This window comes from Pantoea sp. Sc1, from assembly GCF_000255315.1.
GTDB lineage: Bacteria > Pseudomonadota > Gammaproteobacteria > Enterobacterales > Enterobacteriaceae > Pantoea > Pantoea anthophila.
In genome coordinates this window covers 337,777-361,310 of record NZ_AJFP01000001.1, presented here as the reverse complement: position 1 = coordinate 361,310, position 23,534 = coordinate 337,777, and the positions used below count along the sequence as shown (strand labels likewise).

Annotated in this window: 24 protein-coding genes and 1 other RNA gene; 8 read left to right on the top strand and 17 right to left on the bottom strand. The window is 58.7% G+C overall.

What is annotated here, in order from left to right; translation table 11 throughout:
• Positions 1-67 precede the first annotated feature (67 nt).
• Positions 68-1,978 carry a transcription antiterminator gene (locus S7A_RS01680; RefSeq protein ID WP_009087389.1) on the top strand — a complete coding sequence of 637 codons (1,911 nt, stop codon included), beginning with the start codon at positions 68-70 and terminating at the stop codon, positions 1,976-1,978.
• A gap of 18 nt (positions 1,979-1,996) precedes the next feature.
• Here S7A_RS01680 and S7A_RS01675 read toward each other — a convergent pair whose 3' ends face one another.
• Positions 1,997-2,896: a LysR family transcriptional regulator gene (locus tag S7A_RS01675; protein WP_009087386.1), complete on the bottom strand. Its 900-nt coding sequence runs from the start codon at positions 2,894-2,896 to the stop codon at positions 1,997-1,999.
• Between the two features lie 129 nt (positions 2,897-3,025).
• On the opposite strand from S7A_RS01675, the gene S7A_RS01670 reads away from it, so the two are divergent.
• The gene (locus S7A_RS01670; protein ID WP_009087384.1) at positions 3,026-3,730 is read left to right on the top strand and encodes a pirin family protein; all 705 of its coding nucleotides are present in this window, start codon (positions 3,026-3,028) and stop codon (positions 3,728-3,730) included.
• A 52-nt stretch (positions 3,731-3,782) separates the two neighbouring features.
• On the opposite strand, the gene dolP is transcribed toward S7A_RS01670, so the two are convergent.
• The 4 genes from dolP to S7A_RS01650 are packed head-to-tail and all read right to left on the bottom strand — an operon-like array spanning position 3,783 to position 7,358.
• Positions 3,783-4,355, bottom strand: coding sequence for a division/outer membrane stress-associated lipid-binding lipoprotein (gene dolP, locus S7A_RS01665; RefSeq protein ID WP_009087383.1), 573 nt, complete (start codon positions 4,353-4,355; stop codon positions 3,783-3,785).
• 14 nt (positions 4,356-4,369) lie between these two features.
• Positions 4,370-4,957, bottom strand: a complete 588-nt coding sequence (diaA, locus tag S7A_RS01660; RefSeq protein ID WP_003855538.1) for a DnaA initiator-associating protein DiaA — start codon at positions 4,955-4,957, stop codon at positions 4,370-4,372.
• Positions 4,958-4,971: 14 nt separating this feature from the next.
• Entirely contained in the window at positions 4,972-5,367 is a 396-nt protein-coding gene (locus tag S7A_RS01655) for a YraN family protein (RefSeq protein WP_009087381.1), read from the bottom strand.
• Complete coding sequence (locus S7A_RS01650; RefSeq protein WP_009087379.1) at positions 5,325-7,358, bottom strand: penicillin-binding protein activator; 2,034 nt, start codon at positions 7,356-7,358, stop codon at positions 5,325-5,327. Before S7A_RS01650 ends, S7A_RS01655 begins: the two co-directional genes overlap by 43 nt.
• A 62-nt stretch (positions 7,359-7,420) precedes the next feature.
• Here S7A_RS01650 and rsmI point away from each other — a divergent pair, with 62 nt between their 5' ends.
• The 3 genes from rsmI to S7A_RS01640 all read left to right on the top strand — a co-directional run bounded on the left by rsmI (position 7,421) and on the right by S7A_RS01640 (position 9,232).
• Complete coding sequence (gene rsmI / locus S7A_RS01645) at positions 7,421-8,287, top strand: 16S rRNA (cytidine(1402)-2'-O)-methyltransferase (protein ID WP_009087377.1); 867 nt, start codon at positions 7,421-7,423, stop codon at positions 8,285-8,287.
• Between the two features lie 33 nt (positions 8,288-8,320).
• Positions 8,321-8,699, top strand: an RNA gene (gene rnpB, locus S7A_RS20590) — RNase P RNA component class A.
• A 305-nt stretch (positions 8,700-9,004) separates the two neighbouring features.
• Positions 9,005-9,232 carry a flagellar biosynthetic protein FliR gene (locus S7A_RS01640; RefSeq protein ID WP_050544646.1) on the top strand — a complete coding sequence of 76 codons (228 nt, stop codon included), beginning with the start codon at positions 9,005-9,007 and terminating at the stop codon, positions 9,230-9,232.
• A 61-nt stretch (positions 9,233-9,293) separates the two neighbouring features.
• On the opposite strand, the gene S7A_RS01635 is transcribed toward S7A_RS01640, so the two are convergent.
• The 10 genes from S7A_RS01635 to S7A_RS01590 all read right to left on the bottom strand — a co-directional run bounded on the left by S7A_RS01635 (position 9,294) and on the right by S7A_RS01590 (position 16,058).
• Complete coding sequence (locus tag S7A_RS01635) at positions 9,294-10,268, bottom strand: glutathione S-transferase family protein (RefSeq protein WP_009087372.1); 975 nt, start codon at positions 10,266-10,268, stop codon at positions 9,294-9,296.
• 76 nt (positions 10,269-10,344) lie between these two features.
• Positions 10,345-10,755: a DoxX family protein gene (locus tag S7A_RS01630; RefSeq protein ID WP_009087370.1), complete on the bottom strand. Its 411-nt coding sequence runs from the start codon at positions 10,753-10,755 to the stop codon at positions 10,345-10,347.
• A 202-nt stretch (positions 10,756-10,957) separates the two neighbouring features.
• On the bottom strand, positions 10,958-11,242 hold the full coding sequence (locus tag S7A_RS01625) for a YqjK-like family protein (RefSeq protein ID WP_009087368.1): 285 nt from the start codon (positions 11,240-11,242) through the stop codon (positions 10,958-10,960).
• On the bottom strand, positions 11,242-11,637 hold the full coding sequence (locus tag S7A_RS01620; RefSeq protein ID WP_009087366.1) for a phage holin family protein: 396 nt from the start codon (positions 11,635-11,637) through the stop codon (positions 11,242-11,244). Before S7A_RS01620 ends, S7A_RS01625 begins: the two co-directional genes overlap by 1 nt.
• Before the next feature lie 2 nt (positions 11,638-11,639).
• Positions 11,640-11,945: a YqjD family protein gene (locus S7A_RS01615; RefSeq protein WP_009087364.1), complete on the bottom strand. Its 306-nt coding sequence runs from the start codon at positions 11,943-11,945 to the stop codon at positions 11,640-11,642.
• A 35-nt stretch (positions 11,946-11,980) separates the two neighbouring features.
• Positions 11,981-12,355: a DUF1090 domain-containing protein gene (locus S7A_RS01610; RefSeq protein ID WP_009087362.1), complete on the bottom strand. Its 375-nt coding sequence runs from the start codon at positions 12,353-12,355 to the stop codon at positions 11,981-11,983.
• A gap of 191 nt (positions 12,356-12,546) precedes the next feature.
• Positions 12,547-12,894 (bottom strand): EnvZ/OmpR regulon moderator MzrA, encoded by a 348-nt coding sequence (gene mzrA, locus S7A_RS01605; protein WP_009087359.1) that lies wholly within the window; start codon positions 12,892-12,894, stop codon positions 12,547-12,549.
• Positions 12,894-13,568 (bottom strand): DedA family protein, encoded by a 675-nt coding sequence (locus S7A_RS01600; RefSeq protein ID WP_009087358.1) that lies wholly within the window; start codon positions 13,566-13,568, stop codon positions 12,894-12,896. The genes mzrA and S7A_RS01600 overlap by 1 nt, the downstream gene beginning before the upstream one ends.
• 321 nt (positions 13,569-13,889) lie before the next feature.
• Entirely contained in the window at positions 13,890-14,666 is a 777-nt protein-coding gene (exuR, locus tag S7A_RS01595) for a transcriptional regulator ExuR (RefSeq protein WP_009087356.1), read from the bottom strand.
• An 87-nt stretch (positions 14,667-14,753) separates the two neighbouring features.
• Positions 14,754-16,058, bottom strand: a complete 1,305-nt coding sequence (locus S7A_RS01590; protein WP_009087354.1) for an MFS transporter — start codon at positions 16,056-16,058, stop codon at positions 14,754-14,756.
• 398 nt (positions 16,059-16,456) lie between these two features.
• Between S7A_RS01590 and uxaC the strand changes: the two genes are divergently transcribed.
• From uxaC to S7A_RS01575, 3 genes are read left to right on the top strand one after another with little or no spacing between them, the layout of a single operon-like run.
• The gene (gene uxaC, locus S7A_RS01585; protein WP_009087351.1) at positions 16,457-17,872 is read left to right on the top strand and encodes a glucuronate isomerase; all 1,416 of its coding nucleotides are present in this window, start codon (positions 16,457-16,459) and stop codon (positions 17,870-17,872) included.
• A gap of 2 nt (positions 17,873-17,874) precedes the next feature.
• Entirely contained in the window at positions 17,875-19,344 is a 1,470-nt protein-coding gene (locus S7A_RS01580) for a tagaturonate reductase (RefSeq protein ID WP_033736465.1), read from the top strand.
• A complete protein-coding gene (locus S7A_RS01575; RefSeq protein ID WP_009087348.1) occupies positions 19,328-20,818 on the top strand; it encodes a UxaA family hydrolase in 1,491 nt (496 codons plus the stop codon). The genes S7A_RS01580 and S7A_RS01575 overlap by 17 nt, the downstream gene beginning before the upstream one ends.
• 187 nt (positions 20,819-21,005) lie before the next feature.
• On the opposite strand, the gene sstT is transcribed toward S7A_RS01575, so the two are convergent.
• Together sstT and S7A_RS01565 are read right to left on the bottom strand one after the other, a co-directional pair.
• Positions 21,006-22,238, bottom strand: coding sequence for a serine/threonine transporter SstT (sstT, locus tag S7A_RS01570; protein ID WP_009087345.1), 1,233 nt, complete (start codon positions 22,236-22,238; stop codon positions 21,006-21,008).
• 235 nt (positions 22,239-22,473) lie between these two features.
• Complete coding sequence (locus S7A_RS01565) at positions 22,474-23,442, bottom strand: TerC family protein (protein WP_009087344.1); 969 nt, start codon at positions 23,440-23,442, stop codon at positions 22,474-22,476.
• Positions 23,443-23,534 lie beyond the last annotated feature (92 nt).

Sequence of the window (23,534 nt, the reverse complement as noted above, 5' to 3'; positions counted from 1 at the left end):
GTTGCGTCACGATCCCCGTAGGCTGAGTTTCCGTTTCCCTGATTTTCTCTGTAAACAGGTAACTGTCGTGAGATTTCCCAATCAGCGCCTTGCGCAACTGTTTGATGCCCTGCAAAACGAAACGCTGCCTCAGGATGAACTGGCGCGGCGTTTTGCCGTCTCGACCCGCACCGTACGCACCGACATCACGGCGCTGAATGCGCTGCTGGCTGAACATGGTGCGCAGTTCGTCCTGAGCCGCGGCGCGGGCTATCAGCTGAAGATTGAGGATGCTCAGCGCTTTCAGCATCTGCAGCAACACAGCGCCTCACCGCTGCGCATCCCGCGCACGTCGCCTGACCGCATCCGTTATCTGCTGACCCGGTTTCTCACCGCGGCCTATTCGCTGAAACTTGAAGAGCTGGCCGAGGAGTGGTTTGTCAGCCGCGCCACCCTGCAGAACGATATGGCGGAAGTGCGCGAGTGGCTGGGACGCTATCACCTGACGATTGAAAGCAAGCCCCACTACGGCATGAAGCTGTTCGGCAGCGAAGTGGCGATCCGAACCTGCCTGACCGATCTGCTGTGGCAAATCGATCAGTCACAGCCGGAGAGTCCGCTGCTGACCATTGAAGCGCTCAACAGCGGTATGCTGGAAACCCTCCAGCCGCTGCTGCAACGCTGCTTTGCTGAACACAATATCCGCCTCAGCGATGAGGGAGAACGCTATCTGCGGATCTACTGTGCGGTGGCGGTGCGCCGTATCAGCGAAGGCTATCCGCTTAACGATCCGGGCGCTGAGGAGATTGGGGATGATGTGCGCGAAGCGGCGCACCAGCTGATTACGCTGATGCGCCCGCTGGTCAGTAAACCGATCTCACCGGCTGAAGAGAACTGGCTGCGGGTCAACATTGCGGCACGGCGCATTCAGGCTATCGCCCCCAGCGCCATCAATGCGGATGACGCCGATGCGCTGGTGGATTACCTGCTCAGCTTCATCAACACCTACTACAACTTTAATCTGCAGAACGATCAGCAACTGCGTGCCGATCTGCTGACCCATATCAAGACCATGATCACCCGGGTGCGCTACCAGATCCATATTCCTAACCCGCTGCTCAGCAACATCAAGCAGCACTATCCCATGGCCTATGATGTCACCTTAGCGGCGGTGACCAGTTGGGGGAAATATACCCCTTACGTCATCAGCGAGAATGAGATTGGCTTTCTGGTGCTGCACATCGGTGTCGGGCTGGAGCGCCACTATGACGTGGGCTATCAGCGTCATCCCCAGGTGCTGCTGGTCTGCGACAGCGGTAACTCGACGCTGCGGATGATTGAGGCGATGCTGCTGCGCAAATACCCGCAGCTGAAGGTGACGGCACGCCTCTCTCAGCGTGAATATGAGGCGCGCAGCCGCATCGATGAGGACTTTGTGATCTCGACCATCCGGCTCAGCGAAAAAGAGAAACCGGTGGTGGTGATGTCACCGTTTCCCACCGGGTTTCAGCTGGAGCAGATCGGCAAGCTGGTGCTGGTGGATCGTACCCGTCCCTATATGCTGACGAAATATTTTGATGCTCAGCACTTTCATATCGTCGACAGGCCAATGACCCAGTCTGAACTGTTCCGGCAGTTGTGCGATCAGCTGGAGGCGGAGGGGTTCGTGGATGCTGCTTTCTATCCGTCGGTGGAGGAGCGCGAAGCGATTGTCAGCACCATGCTCGGCGAAGGCATTGCGCTGCCGCACTCGCTGGGGCTGCTGGCGAAGAAAACCGTGGTCTATACCGTGCTGGCCCCGCAGGGCATCGCCTGGGGCGACGACACCGCCTATGTGATTTTCCTGCTGGCGATCAGCAAAAGCGAATATGAAGAGGCGATGGCGATCTACGATCTGTTTGTGACGTTTCTGCGGGAAAGGGCGATGATCCGCCTGCGGGAGAGCACTGACTTCAGCAGTTTCAGAGCGGTGGCGATGGACTGCCTGAGCCGCTCTTAGCGCAAGGCTCTGCCGCCGTCAGTTTTTCTTCGCCAGCAGGCGCGGGATCTCACGCAGGCACCAGGCTTTGGCCTCGCCCATGCTGTCCCGCCGCCACGCCATAATAATGTCGACCTCGCGGGTATATTCCGGACTCACGACCCGCAGGCGGCCTTCCGCAATATCCTGCTCCACCAGCGGATAGGGCATGGTTCCCACGCCCAGACCCGCCAGCAGCGCACGGCGCTTGTCGTCCATGCTGCTGACGGTCAGGCGCTGCTGCTTATCCAGCAGCTGCACGGTCAGCACCGGGCGCTCACGCGCGGTATCCGCCACCGCAATGCCGCGGTATTTCACCCGCGTCACTTCAGACTGCGGTTCCGGCTCGTTATGGATCGGATGGTCGGCACTGGCGACATAGACGCTCATCATGGTATAGAGCTTGCGGGTGTTGATCTCGGTTGAGGCGCGGAAGTGCATATCGGGGGCGATGACGATATCGGCCCGGCCCTGTTCCAGCCGCTCCCATGCCCCCGCCAGCACTTCGGTGACCAGCGAAAACTGGGTATTGGCTTTGTCGGCCAGGCGCGTCACCAGCGGAAAGAGGGCGTCGATGGGCACCAGCGCTTCGGTCACGATGGTCAGATGGGTTTCCCAGCCACGCGCCAGCGCTTCGGCATCGGTGGTGAGCTTGTCGGCCGCTTCCAGCAGCACCCGGCCACGCTCCAGCAGCATGCGTCCCACGTTGGTAAATTTGGTGCGGTGGCCGGAGCGGTCAAACAGCACCACATCCAGCTCCTCTTCCAGCTTCTGCATGGTATAGCTGAGTGCAGAGGGCACACGGCCCAGCTCATCGGCCGCTGCCGCAAAACTACCACGTCGATCAATCGCATCCATTACGCGTAACGATTCAAGGGTTAACGCACGCTCTTTAGCCATCGCGTTTCTCTGTCAGGAAATTTGAACATGCCCGGCAGATTAACTGGCTAACAATCCGGCGTCCAGACTTTTACCATGTGTGCATAGAGTCCGTGACCGATCCTTGTCACCGGATGCCGGAGGTAAATAATGATAACGACACGCAGTGCGTCCGCATGTGGCCAGGCCGACTTTGGCTGGTTGCAGGCTCGCTACAGTTTCTCTTTTGGCCACTATTTTGATCCAAAACTGATGGGCTACGCGTCACTGCGCGTACTGAATCAGGAAGTGCTGGCACCAGGGGCCGCCTTTCAGCCGCGCACCTATCCGCAGGTCGATGTGCTTAACATCGTGCTGCAGGGCGAAGCGGAGTATCGCGACAGCGAAGGTAACACGATCAGCGTGCAGGAAGGGGAGGTGCTGCTGCTCTCAGCCCAGCCGGGGGTCAGTTACACCGAAATCAACCTGAGCAAAGAGCGCCCGCTGACCCGTATGCAGCTGTGGCTGGCCGCCTGCCCGGAGCGTGAGAATCCGCGGATGCAGAAACTGGCCCTTACGGCGGGCCGCACCTCTCAGCTGATCGCCTCGCCGGATGGCGTGGATGAGAGCCTGCAACTGCGTCAGCAGGTGTGGATCCATCAGGTCGAACTGGCACCGGGCGAGCAGCATGCGCTGCATCTGCAGGGGCCGCGCGCCTATCTGCAGTCGATTCACGGTTCGCTGGAAGCCCGATCGGGTGCAGCGCATCGGGAAGCGCTCGGGTGCGGCGACGGTGCCTTTCTTCAGGAAGAGTCGCTGCTGACGCTGACGGCGAAAACGGCGACCCGGGCACTGGTCATCGACATCCCGGTCTGATCCTCAGGCAATAAAAAAGGCGGCCATGGCCGCCTTTTTTGCGTCTTACGCGTTACTTCAGTAGGGTAAAGGCGGTGGTGACGTGCTTCACGCCACTGACGCGGCTGGCGATATCGGCCGCCGCCTGCCCTTCCTGTTGCGTCACCAGACCCAGCAGGAACACTTCGCCATTCTCGGTGGTCACCTTCACGTTGGAGGATTTCACCTGATCGCTGCCCAGCAGCTGCGAGCGGATCTTGGTGGTGATCCAGGTGTCTGACGAGGTGGTGCCAAGCGTCACCTTCTGACCAATGCGGATCTCGTTATAGACCTCGGTGGCGCCATCCACGCCCATGGTGATCTGTTTGGCACGATTGGCGATCTCCTGCGACGGCGCCTGACCGGTCAGCAGCACTTTGCCCTGATAGGCGGTGGCGATGACGCGGGCATCGGTTTTGATCTGCTGATCTTTCGCCAGCGCATTGGTGACGCGCAGCTCCAGCGTGCCGTCATCCACCTGCGTGCCGACCGTACGCGGGTCGGTGGCGGTTTTGGTGGCAACCGCTGCGCCACCGGCAACCACGGCGACACAGCCCTGCAGCAGCATGGCGGTTAACAGAATAGCGATAGCGTTCAATGCTTTCATTCGTGCTCCTTCGGTCATTCCTGATGGGGAAAGAGGGTGTTATCGATCAGATCGCATAAGCAGTTAACGGTGAGCATATGCATCTCCTGAATCCGGGCACTGCGGTGTGAGGGAATGCGGATTTCCACATCCTGCGGGCCCAGCAGTCCGGCAAGCTCACCGCCATCATACCCGGTAAGCGCAACGATCGTCATATCGCGTGTTACCGCGGCTTCAACGGCCTTCACAATATCGCGGGTGTTGCCACGGGTTGAGATGGCCAGCAGTACATCGCCTGCATGGCCCAGCGCGCGCACCTGCTTGGCATAAATTTCATCGTGCAGGCGATCGTTACCAATCGCGGTCAGCATCACGTTGTCTGCACTTAACGCCAGCGCCGGCAGGCTGGGGCGCTCGGTTTCGAAACGGTTGATCATGCTGGCGGCGAAGTGCTGAGCATTGGCGGATGAGGCGCCGTTGCCGCAGCTCAGGATCTTATTGCCGTTCAGCAGAGATTGTACCAGCGTCATGGCCGCTCGGGAGATGGCATCGGGCAGCGCCTCAGCGGCAGCAATCTGGGTCTGAATACTTTCAGTAAAACACGCTTTAATTCTTTCCTGCACACAACCACCTGGTTCTAAACGTCTGCATTAAAGGCATCCGGCAGCCACTCGAGCGCCGTGCCGGTAATGGCGATGATGTCGAAACGGCAATTCACCGTTGCAAAACTGCCGCCGCGTTGCGCCAGCCAGAGAGCGGCAGCGCGCAGCAGCTTCTGCTGTTTGCTGCGGGTGATGCTGGCGAGTGCGCCACCGTAGCGCGCATCGCGGCGGTAGCGAACTTCGACAAACACCCAACAGTGCCCGTCACGCATTATCAGGTCAAGTTCACCCCCGCGAAAGTGAACATTGCTGGCGACCCATTTCAGGCCCGCCTGCTCCAGATAGCGCCGGGCATCTTCTTCATACCGGGCGCCAGTCTGACGGCGGGTCAGTTGGCCGGTGCGATTTCGCCCCGACGATACTGGTTCCATGTCAACTTCCTGTTGATCACACAATCCGTGTTGGCGCTGAGCTTACCGGTGTTGCCATCCAGCGTATAACCCGGTGACTGACGCATCTGGTTAAAGTGATTGGCCAGCGTCCAGGCATCCATCCCCATGGCATAGAGGCGCACCAGCGAGTAGTCATTGTTGAATGACTTCGAGGTCTGCTGCATCAGGCCCGGATTGCTGCCGGAGAGCAGAGGAATATCGCTGAACTGCAGGCCATCCATCTCCAGACGGAAATCGGGACCGGCACCCGCCTGCGCGCTGCGCGAGCTGGCATAAAGCGAAATGTTGCTGCGGCTGCCGGTGCGCATGGCGATCATCGGCTTAATCAGCTGCAGCTCATCCTGGGTGGAAACGATATAGACCGCATCGACGCCTCCGCCGCTGCTGGTGCTGACGGCCTCTGGCGTGCTCTGCTGCGGTGCCGGAATGGTCAGGCCGGCAATGGACACACCCTGCTGCTGCTGGGCAGGGGCCGCATTCACCGGCGTGCCTGACAGGCTGATGCCCGCGCCACTGTTGATGCCCTGCTTCAGCTCAGCGGTCGAGCCAAAGCGCTGCTGCATCACGGTACCGCCACCCAGCGTCTGCCACTCCTGCGCGAAAGCATTGGTGACGCGATCGCCCAGACCGCTGCGCGGAACCAGCAACAGCGGCTCGCGTTTGCCCTGATCCCAGATATGGTGCGCGGCATCGCGCGCTTCGTCTTCAGGGGAAAGCGCAAAGTAGCAAATATTCGGATGGTTCTGGATCGTTTCCGGCTCGTTAAGCGCCAGAACATTGAGTGGCGTCTGACTGTTAGCCACTTTCTCCACGTTGCTCTTCAGCAGTGGCCCCACCACGAGGGTGGCACCATCCTGCTGGGCCTGCTGCATCACCTGCTCAATCGGCTGGCTGCTGGTGTCATAGACCTTAATCTGAGCGCTGCTGGCCGGTTCGGCGGTGGCGGCAGGCTGAGACTGAGGCTGCGCCTGCGGGGTCGCCTCTGCCGCCTGCTGTTGCGGTGCGCTGATCGGGTCGGAAGCCGAGCCGGCGACGGCTGCCGGTTGCGTGCTGGCCGTGCCATCCGTCGCGGCGGGCTGTGCGGCGGCCGGTTGGGCGGCAGGGGCGGAGACGCCATTCTTCGCGTCAGTAAAGCCTTTCTGAATCGCATTCGCGAAGACCTGCGCCTGACCATTCATGGGCAGCAGCAGCGCGATAATGCTGGTTGAAGCTTTGGTGTAGTTCTGCATCTGGCTCAGCTGCGTCGGCAGCGTTTTGGCCGCCGGATTCTGCGGATAGCGGGTCTGCCAGTCTTTGATGCCCGACTTAAGCATCCCGGCATCCTGGGTGTTAGCCCGCCAGACGGCAAGCAGGTCGAGCCAGCCCTGCAGCACGTTTTCATCGGCGTTAATGACCAGGTTGCTGGCCTCCTGCGGCGACATCTGCGTCAGCGCCTGCCAGGTAGCATCGATGTTGGCCTGATGGTCGCTGCCGGTCAGCAGCGGCTCCTGCGCAATATAGGTGCGCAACAGGGAGAGAGAAGGGCGACCCTGTGCACTGGCGATCTGCAGGCTGTAAAAACGCGCCAGTTGATCCTTCGATAATGCACCGGTTTTCACGTCAGCCAGCAGGGGCTCAGCCTCTTTGATCTTCTGCTGGGCAATCAGCAGCTGCGCTTTCAGCAGCAGCGATTCCTGCTGCTGCGTCTCAGAGAGCTGCTGCGGCAGCTGACTCAGTTGCTGGGTCGCTTCAGGATACTTTCCTTCCTTCAACAGGGCGCGGATTGCGAGTAATTGCCAGTCGGTCTTGCTATCATCGCTGCTTTGCTGCGCCTGCTGCAGATAGTAAGCGGAGCTGGCTGTGGCAGGCCCCTGAATATTGACGGTTGAGGTTTGCGGCCCCTGACCGCTACACGCGGCTAAAATCAGCCCAGCAAGAATGACAGGCAGAAAGCGTCCTGCTTTATGACGAACGACTTTTGAAGGAAGCATACTGTATCCAGTGATGTTTTTTTCAAGATGCTCAATATTAAATCGGCAATTCGGATGAAACAATGAAACAACTCGATCGGGCAGAGATTTCTGCCAGCACGCTCTACATCGTTCCAACCCCGATTGGTAATTTGGGTGATATCACCCAGCGGGCGCTGACGGTGCTTTCGAGCGTCGATCTGGTCGCTGCGGAAGATACACGTCATACCGGGCTGTTGCTACAACATTTCGCCATCAATGCGCGACTCTTCGCACTTCACGACCACAACGAACAGCACAAGGCTGAACTGCTGATTGCGAAGCTGGAGGAGGGTCAAAGCATAGCCTTAGTTTCGGATGCTGGCACGCCGCTGATCAACGATCCGGGCTACCATCTGGTGCGCCGCTGCCGCGAAGCGGGCATCCGGGTGGTGCCGCTGCCAGGCGCCTGTGCCGCCATTGCGGCGTTAAGTGCCGCCGGGCTGCCGTCCGATCGTTTCTGTTACGAAGGGTTTCTGCCGGCCAAAACCAAGGGGCGTTGTGACGCTCTGCGCGCGCTGGTGCAGGAGCCGCGCACGCTGATTTTCTATGAGTCCACCCACCGCCTGATCGACAGCCTGCAGGATATGGTGAGTGAGCTGGGCGGGGATCGCTATGTGGTGCTGGCGCGTGAGCTGACCAAAACCTGGGAGTCGATCCACGGCGCGCCGGTGGCCGACCTGCTGGCGTGGGTAAAAGAAGATGAGAATCGTCGCAAAGGCGAGATGGTGCTGATCGTTGAAGGCCACAAGGCCGATGACGAGGACGCGCTTCCGGCGGATGCGCTGCGAACGCTGGCGCTGCTGCAGAAAGAGCTGCCGTTAAAGCGGGCGGCTGCGCTGGCGGCTGAGATCCACGGCGTAAAGAAAAATGCGCTTTATAAGTATGCGCTGGAGCAGCAAGAGGCGTGACAAATGCGGGCGAATGCCCTATTATCCCGCGCCGAAGCTGACCAGACAGTCGCCGCTTTGTCGTCGTCCTCACTTGTGGGGAGACGGGCAGAGGGGAGGAAAGTCCGGGCTCCATAGGGCAGGGTGCCAGGTAACGCCTGGGAGGCGCAAGCCTACGACCAGTGCAACAGAGAGCAAACCGCCGATGGCCCAGAAATGGGATCAGGTAAGGGTGAAAGGGTGCGGTAAGAGCGCACCGCGCGACTGGCAACAGTTCGTGGCACGGTAAACTCCACCCGGAGCAAGGCCAAATAGGGGTTCACAAGGTACGGCCCGTACTGAACCCGGGTAGGCTGCTTGAGCCAGTGAGCGATTGCTGGCCTAGATGAATGACTGTCCACGACAGAACCCGGCTTAACGGTCAGCTTCGACTTCTTACTAAAAACCCCGCTCCGGCGGGGTTTTTGCTTTCTGGCGACGTGCGTTCGGTGATGAATGACTGTCCACGACGCTTTTCATGAAAGGAGCGCGGCTTAACGGTCAGCTTCGACGTCTTACTACAAAACCCCGCTCCGGCGGGGTTTTTGCTTTCTGGCGCTGTCGGTCAGCCCCGGCTAGCGCTCGCCCTCCATACCCGCTTCACCGGACTGACTGAGCGGGGCCTGTTCAGTCAGCGGGCGATAGACCAGCGCGATTTATCGGTTACCCGAGGCTGCGGGCCTGATCTTCAGCAGTGGATTGCAGATTGGGATGCCGGTGGTGACGTTGCTGCTGGCGCTGAACCTGACGCTGGGCTTACTTAACCGCCTGACACCGCAACTCTCTATCTTTGTTATTGGCTTCCCCATCTCCATCACCCTGGGATTGGGGGCGCTGCTGCTGATGTATAACCTTCCGACCCTGTTTCAGGATCAGATGAATGAGATCTTCAGCGCGGTGAACAACATTCTGGTGGGGTTTCGCTGAGGGCGCGGGACGCCGCCGGGGTGAGACTCAGCCCCGCGCCACTGCGTGGGGCTGATGCCGCTTAATCGCGACCGTGCGGCTCATTCCAGTCAAACGCCGGGCCGAGAGAGATAACGCCGTGCGGGTTAATGGTTTTATGGCTGCAGTAGTAGTGATGACGAATATGCGGCAGACTGACCGTCTCCGCGATGCCCGGCATCTGATAGATGTCGCGCAGGAAACCGCTGAGATTCCGGAAATCACCAATCCGGTGACGATCGCATTTGAAATGCGTGACGTAAACCGGATCAAAACGCACCAGCGTGGTCCACAACCGCAGATCCGCTTCGGTCAGCTGATCGCCGGTCAGATAGCGGTGCTGGCCCAGAATCTGCTCCAGGCGCGACAGCGAGTGGAACAGGGCGGTGACGGCCTCGTCATAGGCGCTCTGTGAGGTCGCAAACCCCGCTTTGTAGACGCCGTTGTTCACCGTATCGTAGATCCAGCCGTTCAGCTCATCAATCTTCTCACGCAGGGCAACCGGGTAGTAATCCCCGGCGCGCGCACCCACCGCATCAAACGCACTGTTGAACATGCGAATGATATCGGCAGACTCGTTGCTGACGATGGTGTTCTGCTGCTTGTCCCACAGCACCGGCACTGTGACGCGACCGCTGTAGTGCGGATCGGCGTGCAGATAGAGCTGATAGAGGAAGTCATTCTGATAGAGTTTGTCGCCGGTTGCCTCCGGGAACGTATCGTCAAACGTCCAGCCATTCTCCAGCATCAGTGGATGCACCACCGAGACGTCGATCAGGTTATCCAGCCCCTTCAGCTGACGCATCAGCAGCGTGCGGTGCGCCCAGGGGCAGGCCAGCGAGACATAGAGATGATAGCGGTCGCGTTCGGCGGTAAACCCCGCCTTGCCTGTCGGGCCTGCGCTGCCATCGGCGGTCACCCAGTTGCGGAAGGCGGACTCTGAGCGCTTAAAGCGTCCGCCGGTCGATTTGGTGTCGTACCAGGTGTCATGCCAGACACCATCAATTAACTGTCCCATAATGGCTCCAAAGCAAACAGGGCGGGGAAATGTCCCCGCCCTGCTAAGTATATGTGGCATTACACGTTATGTGAGATTAGTGCGCAATCGCCTGCGGTTTTCTTTTGCTGATCAGGCGATCAATGCTGTATGCGCCCGGACCCACCAGACCCAGCACCAGGAAACCCCCGGCGATAGAGAGGTTCTTCATGAACATCAGCTGGTTCACGCCTTCGGCAAAGTTACTGTGAAACAGGAACGCGGTCAGGATGGTGAAGCCGGCAGTGAACAGCGCGGTAAAACGGGTCAGGAAACCAAACAGGATAGCCAGACCGCCGCCAAACTCCAGCAGGATAACCAGCGGCAGCATAAAGCCGGGCACGCCCATCGCTTCCATATATTGCTGGGTGCCTGCATAACCGGTGATTTTGCCCCAGCCCGCGGTAATGAACAGGATTGGCATCAGGATGCGAGCCAGTAACAGACCAGTATCTTCGAATTTTTTCATCATTTACTCCAGCGTTATCAGTAGTGCAGGGCAGGCTGCCCGCAGGGTTTGTGCCCGCTGAAAGCAGTGATGCCTTTCATTGGGTTGATAGCTGGAGATGATAATCGCGGCGTGAAAAGGTTGTAAGCAGGAAAAACTGTCAGTGTTTTTCAGAAAATCTGATGAAGAAAGCCGGTCTTTTCAGGACCGGCTTTTCAGAGAGTTAACGCGGAGGCAGGGCGGATTTAATCATGCGCCAGGTGCTCCAGGCGCCAAATCCTCGCTTGGCCCAGCGCAGCAGCCGGTTAGGACTGCGAATCGAGTAGACGGCCAGCGCGCTGCTGCCAATCGCCAGATAGCGACGTAAGCTCAGGAACGTGAACCAGCCCCGATCGTACTGGGCGGTACTTTCCAGCCAGTCGCGCCGCGCCGCGCTTAAATCCAGCCGCTGCTGCTGCACGTGCTTAAGCAGTTCATGGATGCGTTCTTCACGCTCGCGGCGACTCATCAGCGCTGCTCCTCAAGCAAATTACGGTCAGTCTCCAGCTCTTTACGCGTGTGGCGTAACAGCGTGGACTGACGGGATTTGTGAAGGGTCCAGAGTCCGAAGATAACCGCCAGCAGGAACAGGGTCCCGGTGGTGATCCCGATGGCCATCAGGCGATACTGCGCATCCACTGCCCAGATAATCAGCACCATCAGGCTCATCAGACCAAACGCCGTGAACAGCATCGTCAGGCCCACCATCAACAGCAGCTGTATCAGGTTGGCTTTCTCATGCTCCAGTTCCACCACTGCCAGACGAACGCGCGTCTCGACCATGCCAACCAGCGTGGTGACAATACGCTGGCCGATGTTAATGACCCCTTTAGCCGGGCCGTGGTTCTGCTGTGAATCAGCCATAATCAGCGACGCGAAATGAGCATGCCCAGTGCGACGCCAATCGCTGCACCGATACCCACACCATGCCAGGGATTTTCACGCACGTAGCCTTCCGCCTTCTGCGCTGCTTCACGGGTTGTCGCCGCGAGGCGTTCGCCTGATTCACCCAGGCGCTCACGTGAGCTGTCCAGCGCCACACGCGCTTTATTACGAAGCTTATCCAGCTCCCCTTTCGATTTTTCAGTGCTGCTGCTCAGCACCTCTTCCAGGGTATCAGCCAGATTTTTCAGTTCAGCACGCAGATGTTCCGATGATGTGTCTTTAGACATAAAATACTCCTTTAACATCAGTAGATTAATTCCGATTAATAGGGCTCCGCCTGTAACTTTTTCAGCTCCCGGCGCGCTTCATCCAGTTTTTGTTGTCGCTTCGCAATCTTCTCCCTGTCGTGGCCCTCATCACGCTCTTCCCTGAGTTCGTGCTCGCGCTCAGCCACTTTCTGCTTCTGCGCATTAATTCTTTCCAGATGGGCGGCTTCCAGCTTTTTGTCGCTACAGTCCGCCTGGACTTCGGTCAGCGCCCGCTCAAGGCCGTTGACCCGGCGCAGATTGTTATGCTTCTGCGCCATCTCAATTTCGTGCTTAATGTCCTGCTCTTTCTGCTCGCACAGCGATTCGGCGGCCAGCAGTGAGCCAGACAGCGAAAAGAGGGCGACGCCCAGTAATAGGTGATATTTCATCCGTTTGGGTACCTTCCTTTGCGACCTGATTGTTCAGCAGCGGGATCATAGGCAAATCGCGGATGCTGAGAATCGACTCTCCGTTAAGCATAGACACGCAACGTAAAAAGTTCAAAGAAGACCGGGAGATAGAGAGTCTGTCAGGCCGCCACGCGATGCCGCGACGGCCTGAAAAGCAGGGACGGGGCGTATCAGGCCAGGGAAAGGTGCTGAGCGTGATCGTGCTGCGCCACGATAAAGCCCTGTGGCAGCAGGCGGCGTAACACCTTTTGTGCCGCCAGACTCTGTTCTTCGCTGTCAAAGTGAATAATCAGTGCATCGCCCGCCGGGGTAATACTTTTAATACGTATACCCTGCGCGCTGAGCTGCTGATAGAGATAAAAGCCATCGGGCAGAGTCGCGCCCGCATGGGAAACCCGGATCTGCACCACCGTCTCGTGCTGCATCAGGGCGGGAACCACGCAAAGCGCGATCAGCGCCAGCGCGCCCGCCATCAACCACGGCATCCACCGTTTTGGAATCGCCTGCAACGCTTTCATCACTCGGCTTTCCCGTTCTGATTCGCCTGACGTTTACGCCATAAAACGACCAGCGAGCCCACCAGCCCGAAGACCAGCAGCGCCAGCGGCAGCATCATCAGGAAGAACATCATCTCATCTTCATAGCGCCGGAAAATCGGTGTTTTACCCAGTGCAAAGCCGATAACGGTCAGAATCACGACCCAGAGCAGCGCGCTGACCCAGTTGAAAAACTGAAAGCGGGCGTTGCTCAGACCGGACAGGCCGGCGATGGTAGGCAGCAGGGTGCGCACAAAGGCGATAAAGCGGCCAATCAGCAGGGCAGAGAGGCCGTGGCGGTGAAACAGGCTGTGTGCCCGCAGGTGGTACTGGGCGGGCAGATGGGAGAGCCATTTCTGTACCGTGGGGGTATTGCCGAGCCAGCGACCCTGGATATAGCTCACCCAGCAGCCCAGACTGGCCCCGGTGGTTAAAACCAGAATCGTTAAGGGGAAACTCATGGTGCCTTTGGCAATCAGCACGCCGACCAGAATCAGCAGACTGTCACCCGGCAGAAACGCGGCAGGAAGCAGGCCATTTTCCAGAAACAGAATCATGAACAGCACGCCGTAAATGGCCCATACCAGCGTGGGGTCGGAAAGAGTCTCGTAATCCTGTTGCCACAGGGCATGCAGCAACGCTTGCAGAATATCCATCAATCATTCCTGAACATCATTGTTAAACATGTCCCACAGGGACTTAAACGCAGACCGGCATGTCGTTATAAATTTTAGGAGCGCAGCCTGGGCGGGATTTTCCGGATCCTTCCAGAATTGATTGTTAAATCAGCGATTTTATAACCCCCTGTCTCAAAGGGTAATAAAAGGGCGATAACTGTAACAAAAATCACCTGTCTGAGACAGGAAAACTCGCTGACGAACAGGAGTTTTACCTTGTGAAACGGCGTGTAAAAAGGAGCTTTACATGACCTGACACTATTGCAGATTAACTGACCCTCACCGGCGCGTTCAGGCTGTTTAGCGGGCGTGGCTGGAGCCGTCAGGAAGGATGACCGGATTCTCACCGAACATGTATCGGTCGACATTAAATTCAAAATCATCCGCCGTCGCGTTAAACAGCATCTGTTTAGTATTTTCCAGATGTTGCCACATCGCCAGTTTGCTGGCGGCGGGATCTTTACGCATCAGGGCCTTGAGGATCTGATCGTGGTCGTCGCACCAGCTGAGAATGCTGCGCTGGTCGATATGTTCGTGAAGTTTCAGCCAGTAGGGATTGTGCTGACGATGCAGCCACATTTTTTCAACGATGGCGGCTAACGCGCTGTTCTGCGTGGACTGGGCGATGCGGACATGAAACTGCATATCCCACTCTGAATCGCGGAAGTGATCTTCCTTACGGGCATTCTCCTGAATCGCCATCAGGTCGATGATGTCCTGTCGCGTCACCTGCGTGGCGGCAAACTCCGCCACGTTACTCTCAATCAGCTGACGTGCCTGCAGCAGTTCAAACGGACCGAACGTCGCGAACTCCAGCTGGCTGCTGGTCGGCGCGATGCGATTCTGCTGCTGGCTGGCAATGACGTGGATGCCCGACCCTTTACGGACCTCCACATAGCCTTCCACTTCCAGCATGATGATCGCTTCGCGCACCACGGTGCGGCTCACTTCCATCTCTTCGGCAATCAGACGTTCAGCGGGCAGCTTGTCACCGACCGGGTAGATCCCGGTTTCAATACGGCTTTTCAGCTCGCTGGCCAGCTTCTGGTAGAGTCGACGGGATTCGGTGAGGTCCATGGCACAGTCCTGATAGCAAAACAGATAAGTTGTTATACCACTTCAGGCGGCGGGAGGAAATGGGCTGGCGTATGCCAGCCCGGTGGGTTAGCTGCGAACGGCATTCGCAGGCGGCAGGGCGGCCTCAGCGCTCAGTTCGGCAACCGGTTTGTTTTTCAGTACGGTCCAGATCACCACCGCACCCAGCAGGTCGAACACCGCCAGCGCGGCAAACAGCGGGCTGAAGCCCAGCGTATCAGCCAGTGCGCCGACCACCAGCGCAAACATCGTACTGGCGGTCCAGGCTGCCATGCCGGTCAGGCCATTGGCCGTGGCAACCTCATTGCGGCCAAAAACGTCAGAGGAGAGGGTGATCAGCGCACCGGAAAGCGCCTGATGAGCAAACCCGCCCACACAGAGCAGCGCGATGGCGACATAGGGGCTGGTGAACAGGCCGATGGTGCCAGGCGCAATCATCAGGACCGCGCCCATCGTCACCACCAGCTTGCGGGAGACGATCAGGTTGACGCCAAACCAGCGCTGGAACAGCGGCGGCAGGTAGCCACCCAGAATGCAGCCGAAATCCGCAAACAGCATCGGCATCCAGGCGAACATCGCAATCTCTTTGAGGTTAAAACCGTAAACCTTGAACATAAACAGCGGGATCCAGGCGTTAAAGGTGCCCCACGCCGGTTCGGCCAGAAAACGTGGCAGAGCAATCCCCCAGAACTGGCGGTTGCGGATAATCTCCAGCGCCGACATTTTGCGGGTATTGCCGGTCTGATGCTGCGCCTCCTGACCGGAGATAATGTAATGGCGCTCCTCCTCACTCAGTTTCTTCTGCTGTTTCGGGTGTTTATAAAACAGCAGCCAGCACAGCGCCCAGGCCATGCTCAGCACGCCGGTGATGATAAAGGCCATCTGCCAGCTGTGCGCCATGATGGCCCAGACCACCAGCGGCGGAGCCAGCATCGCGCCGATGGAGGAGCCGACGTTGAAGTAGCCGACCGCCACCGAACGCTCTTTGGCCGGAAACCATTCGCTGCTCGCCTTCAGGCCCGCCGGGATCATCGCGGCCTCAGCCGCCCCGACGGCGCCGCGCGCCAGAGCAAAGCCGCCCCAGCTGCCCGCCATCGCCGTGGCCGCGCAGAAGATCGCCCACAGCACGGCAAACACCGCATAGCCAATTTTGGTGCCGAGCAGATCGAGCACATAGCCTGCCACCGGCTGCATCAGTGTGTAGCAGGCCGAGTAGGCCGCCACGATATAGGAGTACTGTTGCGTGGTGATATGCAGCTCGGTCTGTAGTGTCGGTGCCGCCACCGCAATCGTGTTGCGGGTCAGATAGCCCAGTACCGTGCCGAGCGTCACCAGCCCAATCATGTACCAGCGTAACCCTTTGATCTTACGCATCCTCTACCTCTTCCAGTTCTGTATGCGGTCATGCCGCTGTTGTTATCTGGAGCGGGACAGCACGTGATACTGCTCGGCTCACGCCCGCAGGTTCTGTGTCAGCAACCCCGTTTTACCCTGCCATGTGTGGGTCGCCTGCGACCTCACGATGGGGCCAGAGCCTAACTTGTTATACAACTTTAAAAGTTGAGAGCCATCACAAAAACCCTTTCTGCGCTGTGGGATACTGGAAACCTGACAGATGACAGCCATTTAGCGCGCTGTGGGCGACAGAAATGTCCATGAAGGTGGTGAGTGGCCGCGGTTTATGTGAGCAGGATCGCAAATAATTCCGTCACGGACCAGAATTGGTATGATAACTTTGAGCCATGCGTGGTTCAGCTGATGAGGATGTCTCTATGTCGCGTTTTATGACCGAGGATTTTTTACTGGATAGTGAATTCGCCCGTCGTCTCTACCACGACTATGCGAAGGATCAGCCGATTTTCGACTATCACTGCCACTTACCGCCGCAGCAGATTGCCGAAAATTATCGCTTTGCCAACCTTTATGACATCTGGCTGAAGGGCGATCACTACAAGTGGCGGGCGATGCGCGCCAACGGTGTGGCTGAGGCGTTCTGTACCGGGAACGCCAGCGATCGCGAGAAGTTTGATGCGTGGGCACGGACCGTACCGCACACCATCGGCAATCCGCTCTATCACTGGACGCACCTGGAGCTACGTCGTCCTTTCGGCATCACCGATACCCTGCTGTCTGAAAAAACCGCCGACAGCATCTGGCATCGCTGCAACGAGCTGCTGGCGCAGGACGCCTTTACCGCGCGTGGCATCATGCAGCAGATGAAGGTGAAAATGGTCGGCACCACGGACGATCCCCTGGATGACCTGCGCCATCATCGCGCCCTGGCAGAAGATGCCAGCTTCAGCGTGAAGGTGCTGCCGAGCTGGCGGCCGGACAAAGCCTTTAACATTGAAGCCGAAACCTTCCTGCCGTGGATCGGTGCGCTGGAGCAGCTGACCGACATCAGCGTGCAGCGTTTTGATGACCTGCGCCGGGCGCTGCATCAGCGGCTGGATCACTTTGCGGCGCACGGCTGTAAGGTGTCCGATCACGCACTGGACGTGGTCTGTTATGCCGACGCCGATGACGTCACGCTGGATAACATTCTGGCGCGCCGCCGCAGCGGCACCACGCCCACGCCACACGAGACGGCCCAGTTCAAAACCGCAGTGCTGGTCTGGCTGGGTAGCGAATATGCCCGTCGCGGCTGGGTGCAGCAGTATCACATTGGCGCGCTGCGCAACACGAACCCGCGTCAGTATCAGCTGCTGGGGCCGGACGTCGGTTTTGACTCGATCAACGATCAGCCGCTGGCCGAACCGCTGGCACGCCTGCTGGGCGCACAGAACCTCAATAACGCGCTGCCGAAAACCATTCTTTACTGCCTGAACCCGCGCGACAACGAAGTGCTGGCTACGATGGCGGGCAACTTCCAGGGTGAAGGAGAGGCGGGCAAAATGCAGTTCGGCTCCGCCTGGTGGTTCAACGACCAGCTGGATGGCATGCAGCGCCAGCTGACCCAGCTGTCGCAGATCGGACTGCTGAGTCGCTTTGTCGGAATGCTGACCGACAGCCGCAGCTTCCTCTCCTACACCCGCCACGAATATTTCCGCCGCCTGCTGTGTCAGATGATCGGTCGCTGGGTAGAGCAGGGTGAGGCGCCGGGCGATGAAGCCCTGTTAGGGCAGATGGTGCAGAACATCTGCTTTAACAACGCCCGCGATTACTTCGGCATTGAGCTGGGAGCCTGATGATGCAGAGGCTGAACCGCCGCGACTTTCCGGGCGCGCGCTATCGTGACCGGGTGATCCAGTTTGGCGAAGGCAATTTCCTGCGCGCCTTTATCGACTGGCAGATCGACTGGCTGAACGAGCATCAGGGCACCGATGCCGGGATCGTGGTGGTGCGGCCTCGTAACCGGGACGTCAGCGATACGCTGAATCAGCAGGAGGGACTCTACACCACGCTGATTCGCGGGCTGAACGCGCAGGGTGAGCCGGTCAGCGAAACCCGTCTCATCCGCAGTCTGAACCGTGAGATCCACCCTTATCAGCAGTTCGGCGACTTTATGGCGCTGGCGCAAAATCCTGACCTGCGCATGGTTTTCTCGAACACCACCGAGGCGGGTATCGCCTTTGCGGAGGCGGACCAGCTCACCGACCAGCCCGCCAGCAGCTTCCCGGGAAAACTGACGCAGCTGCTGTGGGCGCGCTACTCCCACTTCAGTGGGGCCAGCGACCGCGGCTGGCTGGTGGTGCCGTGCGAGCTGATTGACCACAACGGCGACACGCTGCGTGAGCAGGTGCTGCGCTACGCCGATCACTGGCATCTGCCGACCGAATTTAAAAGCTGGGTGCATCAGCACTGCGCTTTCTATAACACCCTCGTCGACCGCATCGTCACCGGGTTCCCGGCGGAGAGTGCGCAGCTGCAAAGCGAACTGGGCTATGAAGATCGCTATCTGGTGGCGGGCGAAGTCTACTACCAGTTTGTGATTCAGGGGCCGTCGGCGCTGTTCAGTGAACTGAAGCTGGAGGCGCTGTCGCCGCAGGTGCGGCATGTGGATAACATCGCGCCCTATAAAGCGCAGAAGGTGGCGATCCTGAATGGTGCCCATACCGCGATGGTGCCGGTGGCGTTTCTGGCCGGTCTGGAGAGCGTGGGCGAGGCGATGGCCGATCCGGCTATCGCCGGGTTTGTGGCGTCGTTACTGCGCGAGGATGTCATCCCAACGCTGGATCTGCCTGCTGCGGAGCTCCATGCCTTTGCCGATGCGGTCCTGCGCCGTTTCCGTAATCCCTTTATTCGCCATGCGCTGCTGTCGATTGCCCTGAACAGCATGACCAAATTCCGCACCCGCCTGCTGACACCACTGCTTACCGCACATCAGCAAACCGGGCAGTGGCCGGTGCACATTACCTTTGCGCTGGCGGCGCTGATCGCCTTTTATCGCGGCAAGCTGGCCGGAAAAGCGTGGCCGCTGCAGGATGATCCCCACTGGTTACAGCGCTATGCCGATGCCTGGCAGGCGCAGGAGAGCGGGGCGATGTCGCTGCAGCAGCTGGTGGAGAACGTGCTCAGCGATGCGCAGCACTGGGGCGAAGATTTAACCCGTCAGCCCGGGCTGGCTGAGACGGTTACCCGGCACCTGCAAAACATTACCGTCCACGGCGTTCGTGAGGCGCTGAGTCAACTGAGGTCACGCGATGCAAGACGCAATTAAAATCGATCCCCGCGACAATGTCGCCGTGGCGTTACGTGACTTAGCCGCGGGCGCGACGGTTGAGCTGCCACCACAGCGTGTGGTGCTGCACCAAGCCGTCGGGCGCGGGCATAAATTTGCCCTGCAGCCTGTCGGGCAGAATGAGCCAGTGATCAAATATGGCCTGCCGATTGGCCATGCCACGCAGCCGGTGGCGGCCGGAGAGCTGATCCACTCGCAGAATGCCCGCACCAATCTCAGCGATCTGGACCACTATGCATATCAGCCCGACGTCGTGACGCTGCCGCCGCAGCGTGGCGATCGGGAGGTGCAGATCTACCGGCGCGCCAGTGGCGAGGTCGGCATCCGCAACGAGCTGTGGATCCTGCCCACCGTCGGCTGCGTCAACGGCATTGCGCGTCAGATCCTGCAGCGTTTCCTGCAGGAGACGCAGCAGGCGGAAGATATCGATGGCGCGTTCCTGTTCAGCCACACCTTTGGCTGTTCGCAACTGGGGCAGGATCACGACAACACCCGCACCATGCTGCAAAACATGGTGCGGCATCCCAACGCGGGCGCGGTGCTGGTGATTGGTCTGGGGTGTGAGAACAATCAGGTCGATGTCTTCCGTGACACCCTCGGTGCTTTTGAAAGTGACCGGGTGGAATTTATGGTGTGTCAGCAGCATGACGATGAGGTGGAAGCCGGACTGGAACGTCTGCATGCGCTCTATCAGAAGATGCGTCATGACCGGCGTGAACCGGGCAGGCTCAGCGAGCTGAAGTTCGGGCTGGAGTGTGGCGGCTCGGACGGCTTCTCCGGCATCACGGCCAACCCGCTGCTGGGACGTTTCTCCGACCAGATGATCGCCAACGGCGGCACCACCGTGCTGACCGAGGTGCCGGAGATGTTTGGCGCGGAGCGGATTCTGATGAGCCGCTGTCGCGACGAGGAGACCTTCCATAAAACGGTCGCGATGATCAATGACTTCAAGCAGTACTTTATCGATCACCAGCAGCCGATCTACGAGAACCCCTCGCCGGGCAACAAGGCGGGTGGCATTACTACGCTGGAGGAAAAGTCGCTGGGGTGCACCCAGAAAGCGGGGCAGAGCCAGGTGGTCGATGTCCTGAAATATGGCGAGCGGTTAACCACACCGGGGCTGAATCTGTTGAGTGCACCGGGCAACGATGCGGTCGCCACCAGCGCCCTGGCGGGTGCCGGATGCCACATGGTGCTGTTCAGTACCGGACGCGGCACGCCCTATGGGGGGTTTGTGCCTACGGTGAAACTGGCAACGAATACGCCGCTGGCGGAGAAAAAACCGCACTGGATCGACTTTAATGCCGGACGGCTGATTGAGGGAATGAGCATGGAGGCGATGCTGGAAGATTTTGTCGATACCATCGTGGCGATTGCCAGCGGTCAGCCCACCAACAACGAAAAGAACGACTTCCGCGAGCTGGCGATTTTCAAAAGCGGGGTGACGCTCTGAAATCAACAAGCGATCCTGATCGTTCAGAACGCTCAAAAGCTCAGAGAGCGGATGGCTGAGTCCGAAGAGCAAAGCGTCCCGCGCCAGGGAAGGCGCGGGCCGAGCGAGCAGGGATGCGTAAAGCGACTTTGCGATCGGACTCTGCCATTCGCGAAGGGCAGAGGATTAACCGACGGTGATAACGATCTTAAGCCCGGCTGGTTTCGCGCTCCGCTTCTGCCTGACAGACAGCGGCGGTAAACAGAATATCCGTTGACGAGTTCAGCGCGGTTTCTGCCGAATCCTGCAGGACGCCGATAATAAAGCCGACAGCCACCACCTGCATTGCCAGGTCATTCGGAATACCAAACATGTTGCAGGCCACCGGGATCAGCAGCAGCGAACCGCCCGCCACACCCGATGCGCCACAGGCACAGAGGGAGGCCACCAGACTCAGCAGAATGGCAGTCGGCACATCAATGCTGATCCCCAGCGTATGCACCGCCGCCAGCGTCAGCACGGTAATGGTGATTGACGCGCCCGCCATACTGATGGTCGCGCCCAGCGGAATCGACACCGAATAGGTATCCTCATCCAGCTTCAGACGTTTCGCCAGCGCCATATTCACCGGAATGTTGGCGGCAGAACTGCGGGTAAAGAAGGCGGTGACGCCACTTTCGCGCAGGCAGGTGAAGACCAGCGGATAAGGGTTACGGCGGATCTTCCAGAACACCAGCAGCGGGTTCACCACCAGTGCCATCAGCACCATACAGCCCAGCAGCAGCGCCAGCAGATGCGCATACTGCCACAGCGCACCAAAGCCGGTGGAGGCCAGAATTGACGCCACCAGACCGAAAATACCGACAGGCGCACAGCGGATGACGCAGCGCACCAGCCAGGTCACGGCTTCGGACGCGTCATTAAGAAAGGCGCCGGTGGTGTCACTGCTGTGACGGAACGCCAGACCCAGACCAATCGCCCACACCAGAATACCGATATAGTTCGCCTGCATCAGCGCGGTGATCGGATTCGACACCATGCTCATCAGCAGCCCGTGCAGGACTTCCGTGATGCCGGAAGGGGGAACGATTTCGGTACTCCCGACCGCCAGCGTCAGCGTCTGCGGGATCAGATGGCTGAACAGCACCGCGACCACTGCCGCAAAAAAGGTGCTCAGCAGGTAGAGCATGATAATCGGCCGGATATTGGTTTTCTGGCCCTGCTGGTGGTTCGCAATCGAGGCGATGACCAGCACCAGAACCAGTAAGGGGGCCACCGCTTTCAGCGCACTGACAAACAGTTCGCCCAGCAGGCCGACCGCTAACGCGGCATCGTGTGAGATCCAGGCGAGCGCGACACCGGCGACCAGCCCAATCATGATTTGCTTCACCAGGCTACCGGCGAGCAGCGTACCCAGACGTGCGGAGAGAGTTTTCTGCATAATAGTTTCTATATTTTGTCGCGAATGTAGTTTCAGGCGCGATGTTTTGCATCGGCTAAAACGGTTTGCCCGGCGGAGTATAAGGAAAAGATCGGACGAGAAAAGAGAAAGTTCTGCCGCTGTGGCGCGCGTCGGATTTTTATTATGCTGGATAGCGGAAGTGTGACAGAGGGATGAAACGGCGCGGCAGGCTGCCACAAAATAAAACAGGGGCATCCGCTGCCCCCGCAGGTAATTATGGTGCGAGCTTTTTCTGGTCTCTTTTGCGGTTAACCCAGGCATTAATCAGCAGGGTTGATGCCAGAATGAGACCGACCACACTCAGCGAGATGCCGACCGGGATGTGGTAGAGGTCGACAATCAGCATCTTAAAGCCGATGAACACCAGCACAATCGCCAGGCCATACTTCAGCATCGAGAAGCGCTCTGCCACATTCGCCAGCAGGAAGTACATGGCACGCAGACCCAGAATGGCAAACAGGTTGGAGGTCAGGACGATGAACGGGTCGGTGGTGACGGCGAAGATCGCCGGAATACTGTCGACCGCAAAGATCACGTCGCTGAGCTCCACCATGATCAGCACCAGCAGCAGCGGTGTCGCAAACAGCACGCCGTTTTTGCGGGTAAAGAACTTCTCACCGTCGAGATCGTCCGTCATGCGCAGATGCTTACGCAGCCAGCGCACCACCGGCTTGTCGCCTACTGCGCCATCATCCTCTTTCGCAAGCGCCATTTTCACCCCGGTAAACAGCAGGAAGGCACCGAACACATAGAGGATCCAGCTGAACTGGGTCACCAGCCAGCTACCGGCGAAGATCATGATGGTACGCAGCACGATAGCGCCTAATACCCCGTAGATCAGCACGCGACGCTGCAGGTTGGCCGGAATAGAGAAGTAGCTGAAGAGCATCAGCCAGACAAAGACGTTATCCACCGCCAGTGCTTTTTCCAGCACGTAACCGGTCAGGAAGGCGAGCGTCTGGGTGTTTGCCACTTCGCGTCCTGCGCTGCCTTCCAGATACCACCAGAAAGCGGCGCTGAACAGCAGTGAGACGGAAACCCAGATCAGCGACCAGATTGCCGCCTGTTTGAAAGACATGGTCTGCGCGCCGCGGCGTCCCTGCAACAGCAGGTCGATAGCCAGCATGATAAGCACCACAACCGCAAAGCTGCCCCAGAGTAAAGGTGTCCCCACAGTTTGCATATTCGTATCCTGTCTGAAAAATAAAAAAACGGCTGAAGTCAGAAGACATCAGCCGCTTATTTTTGTGTAAGCAAACCTCGCCTTCCGGCAAG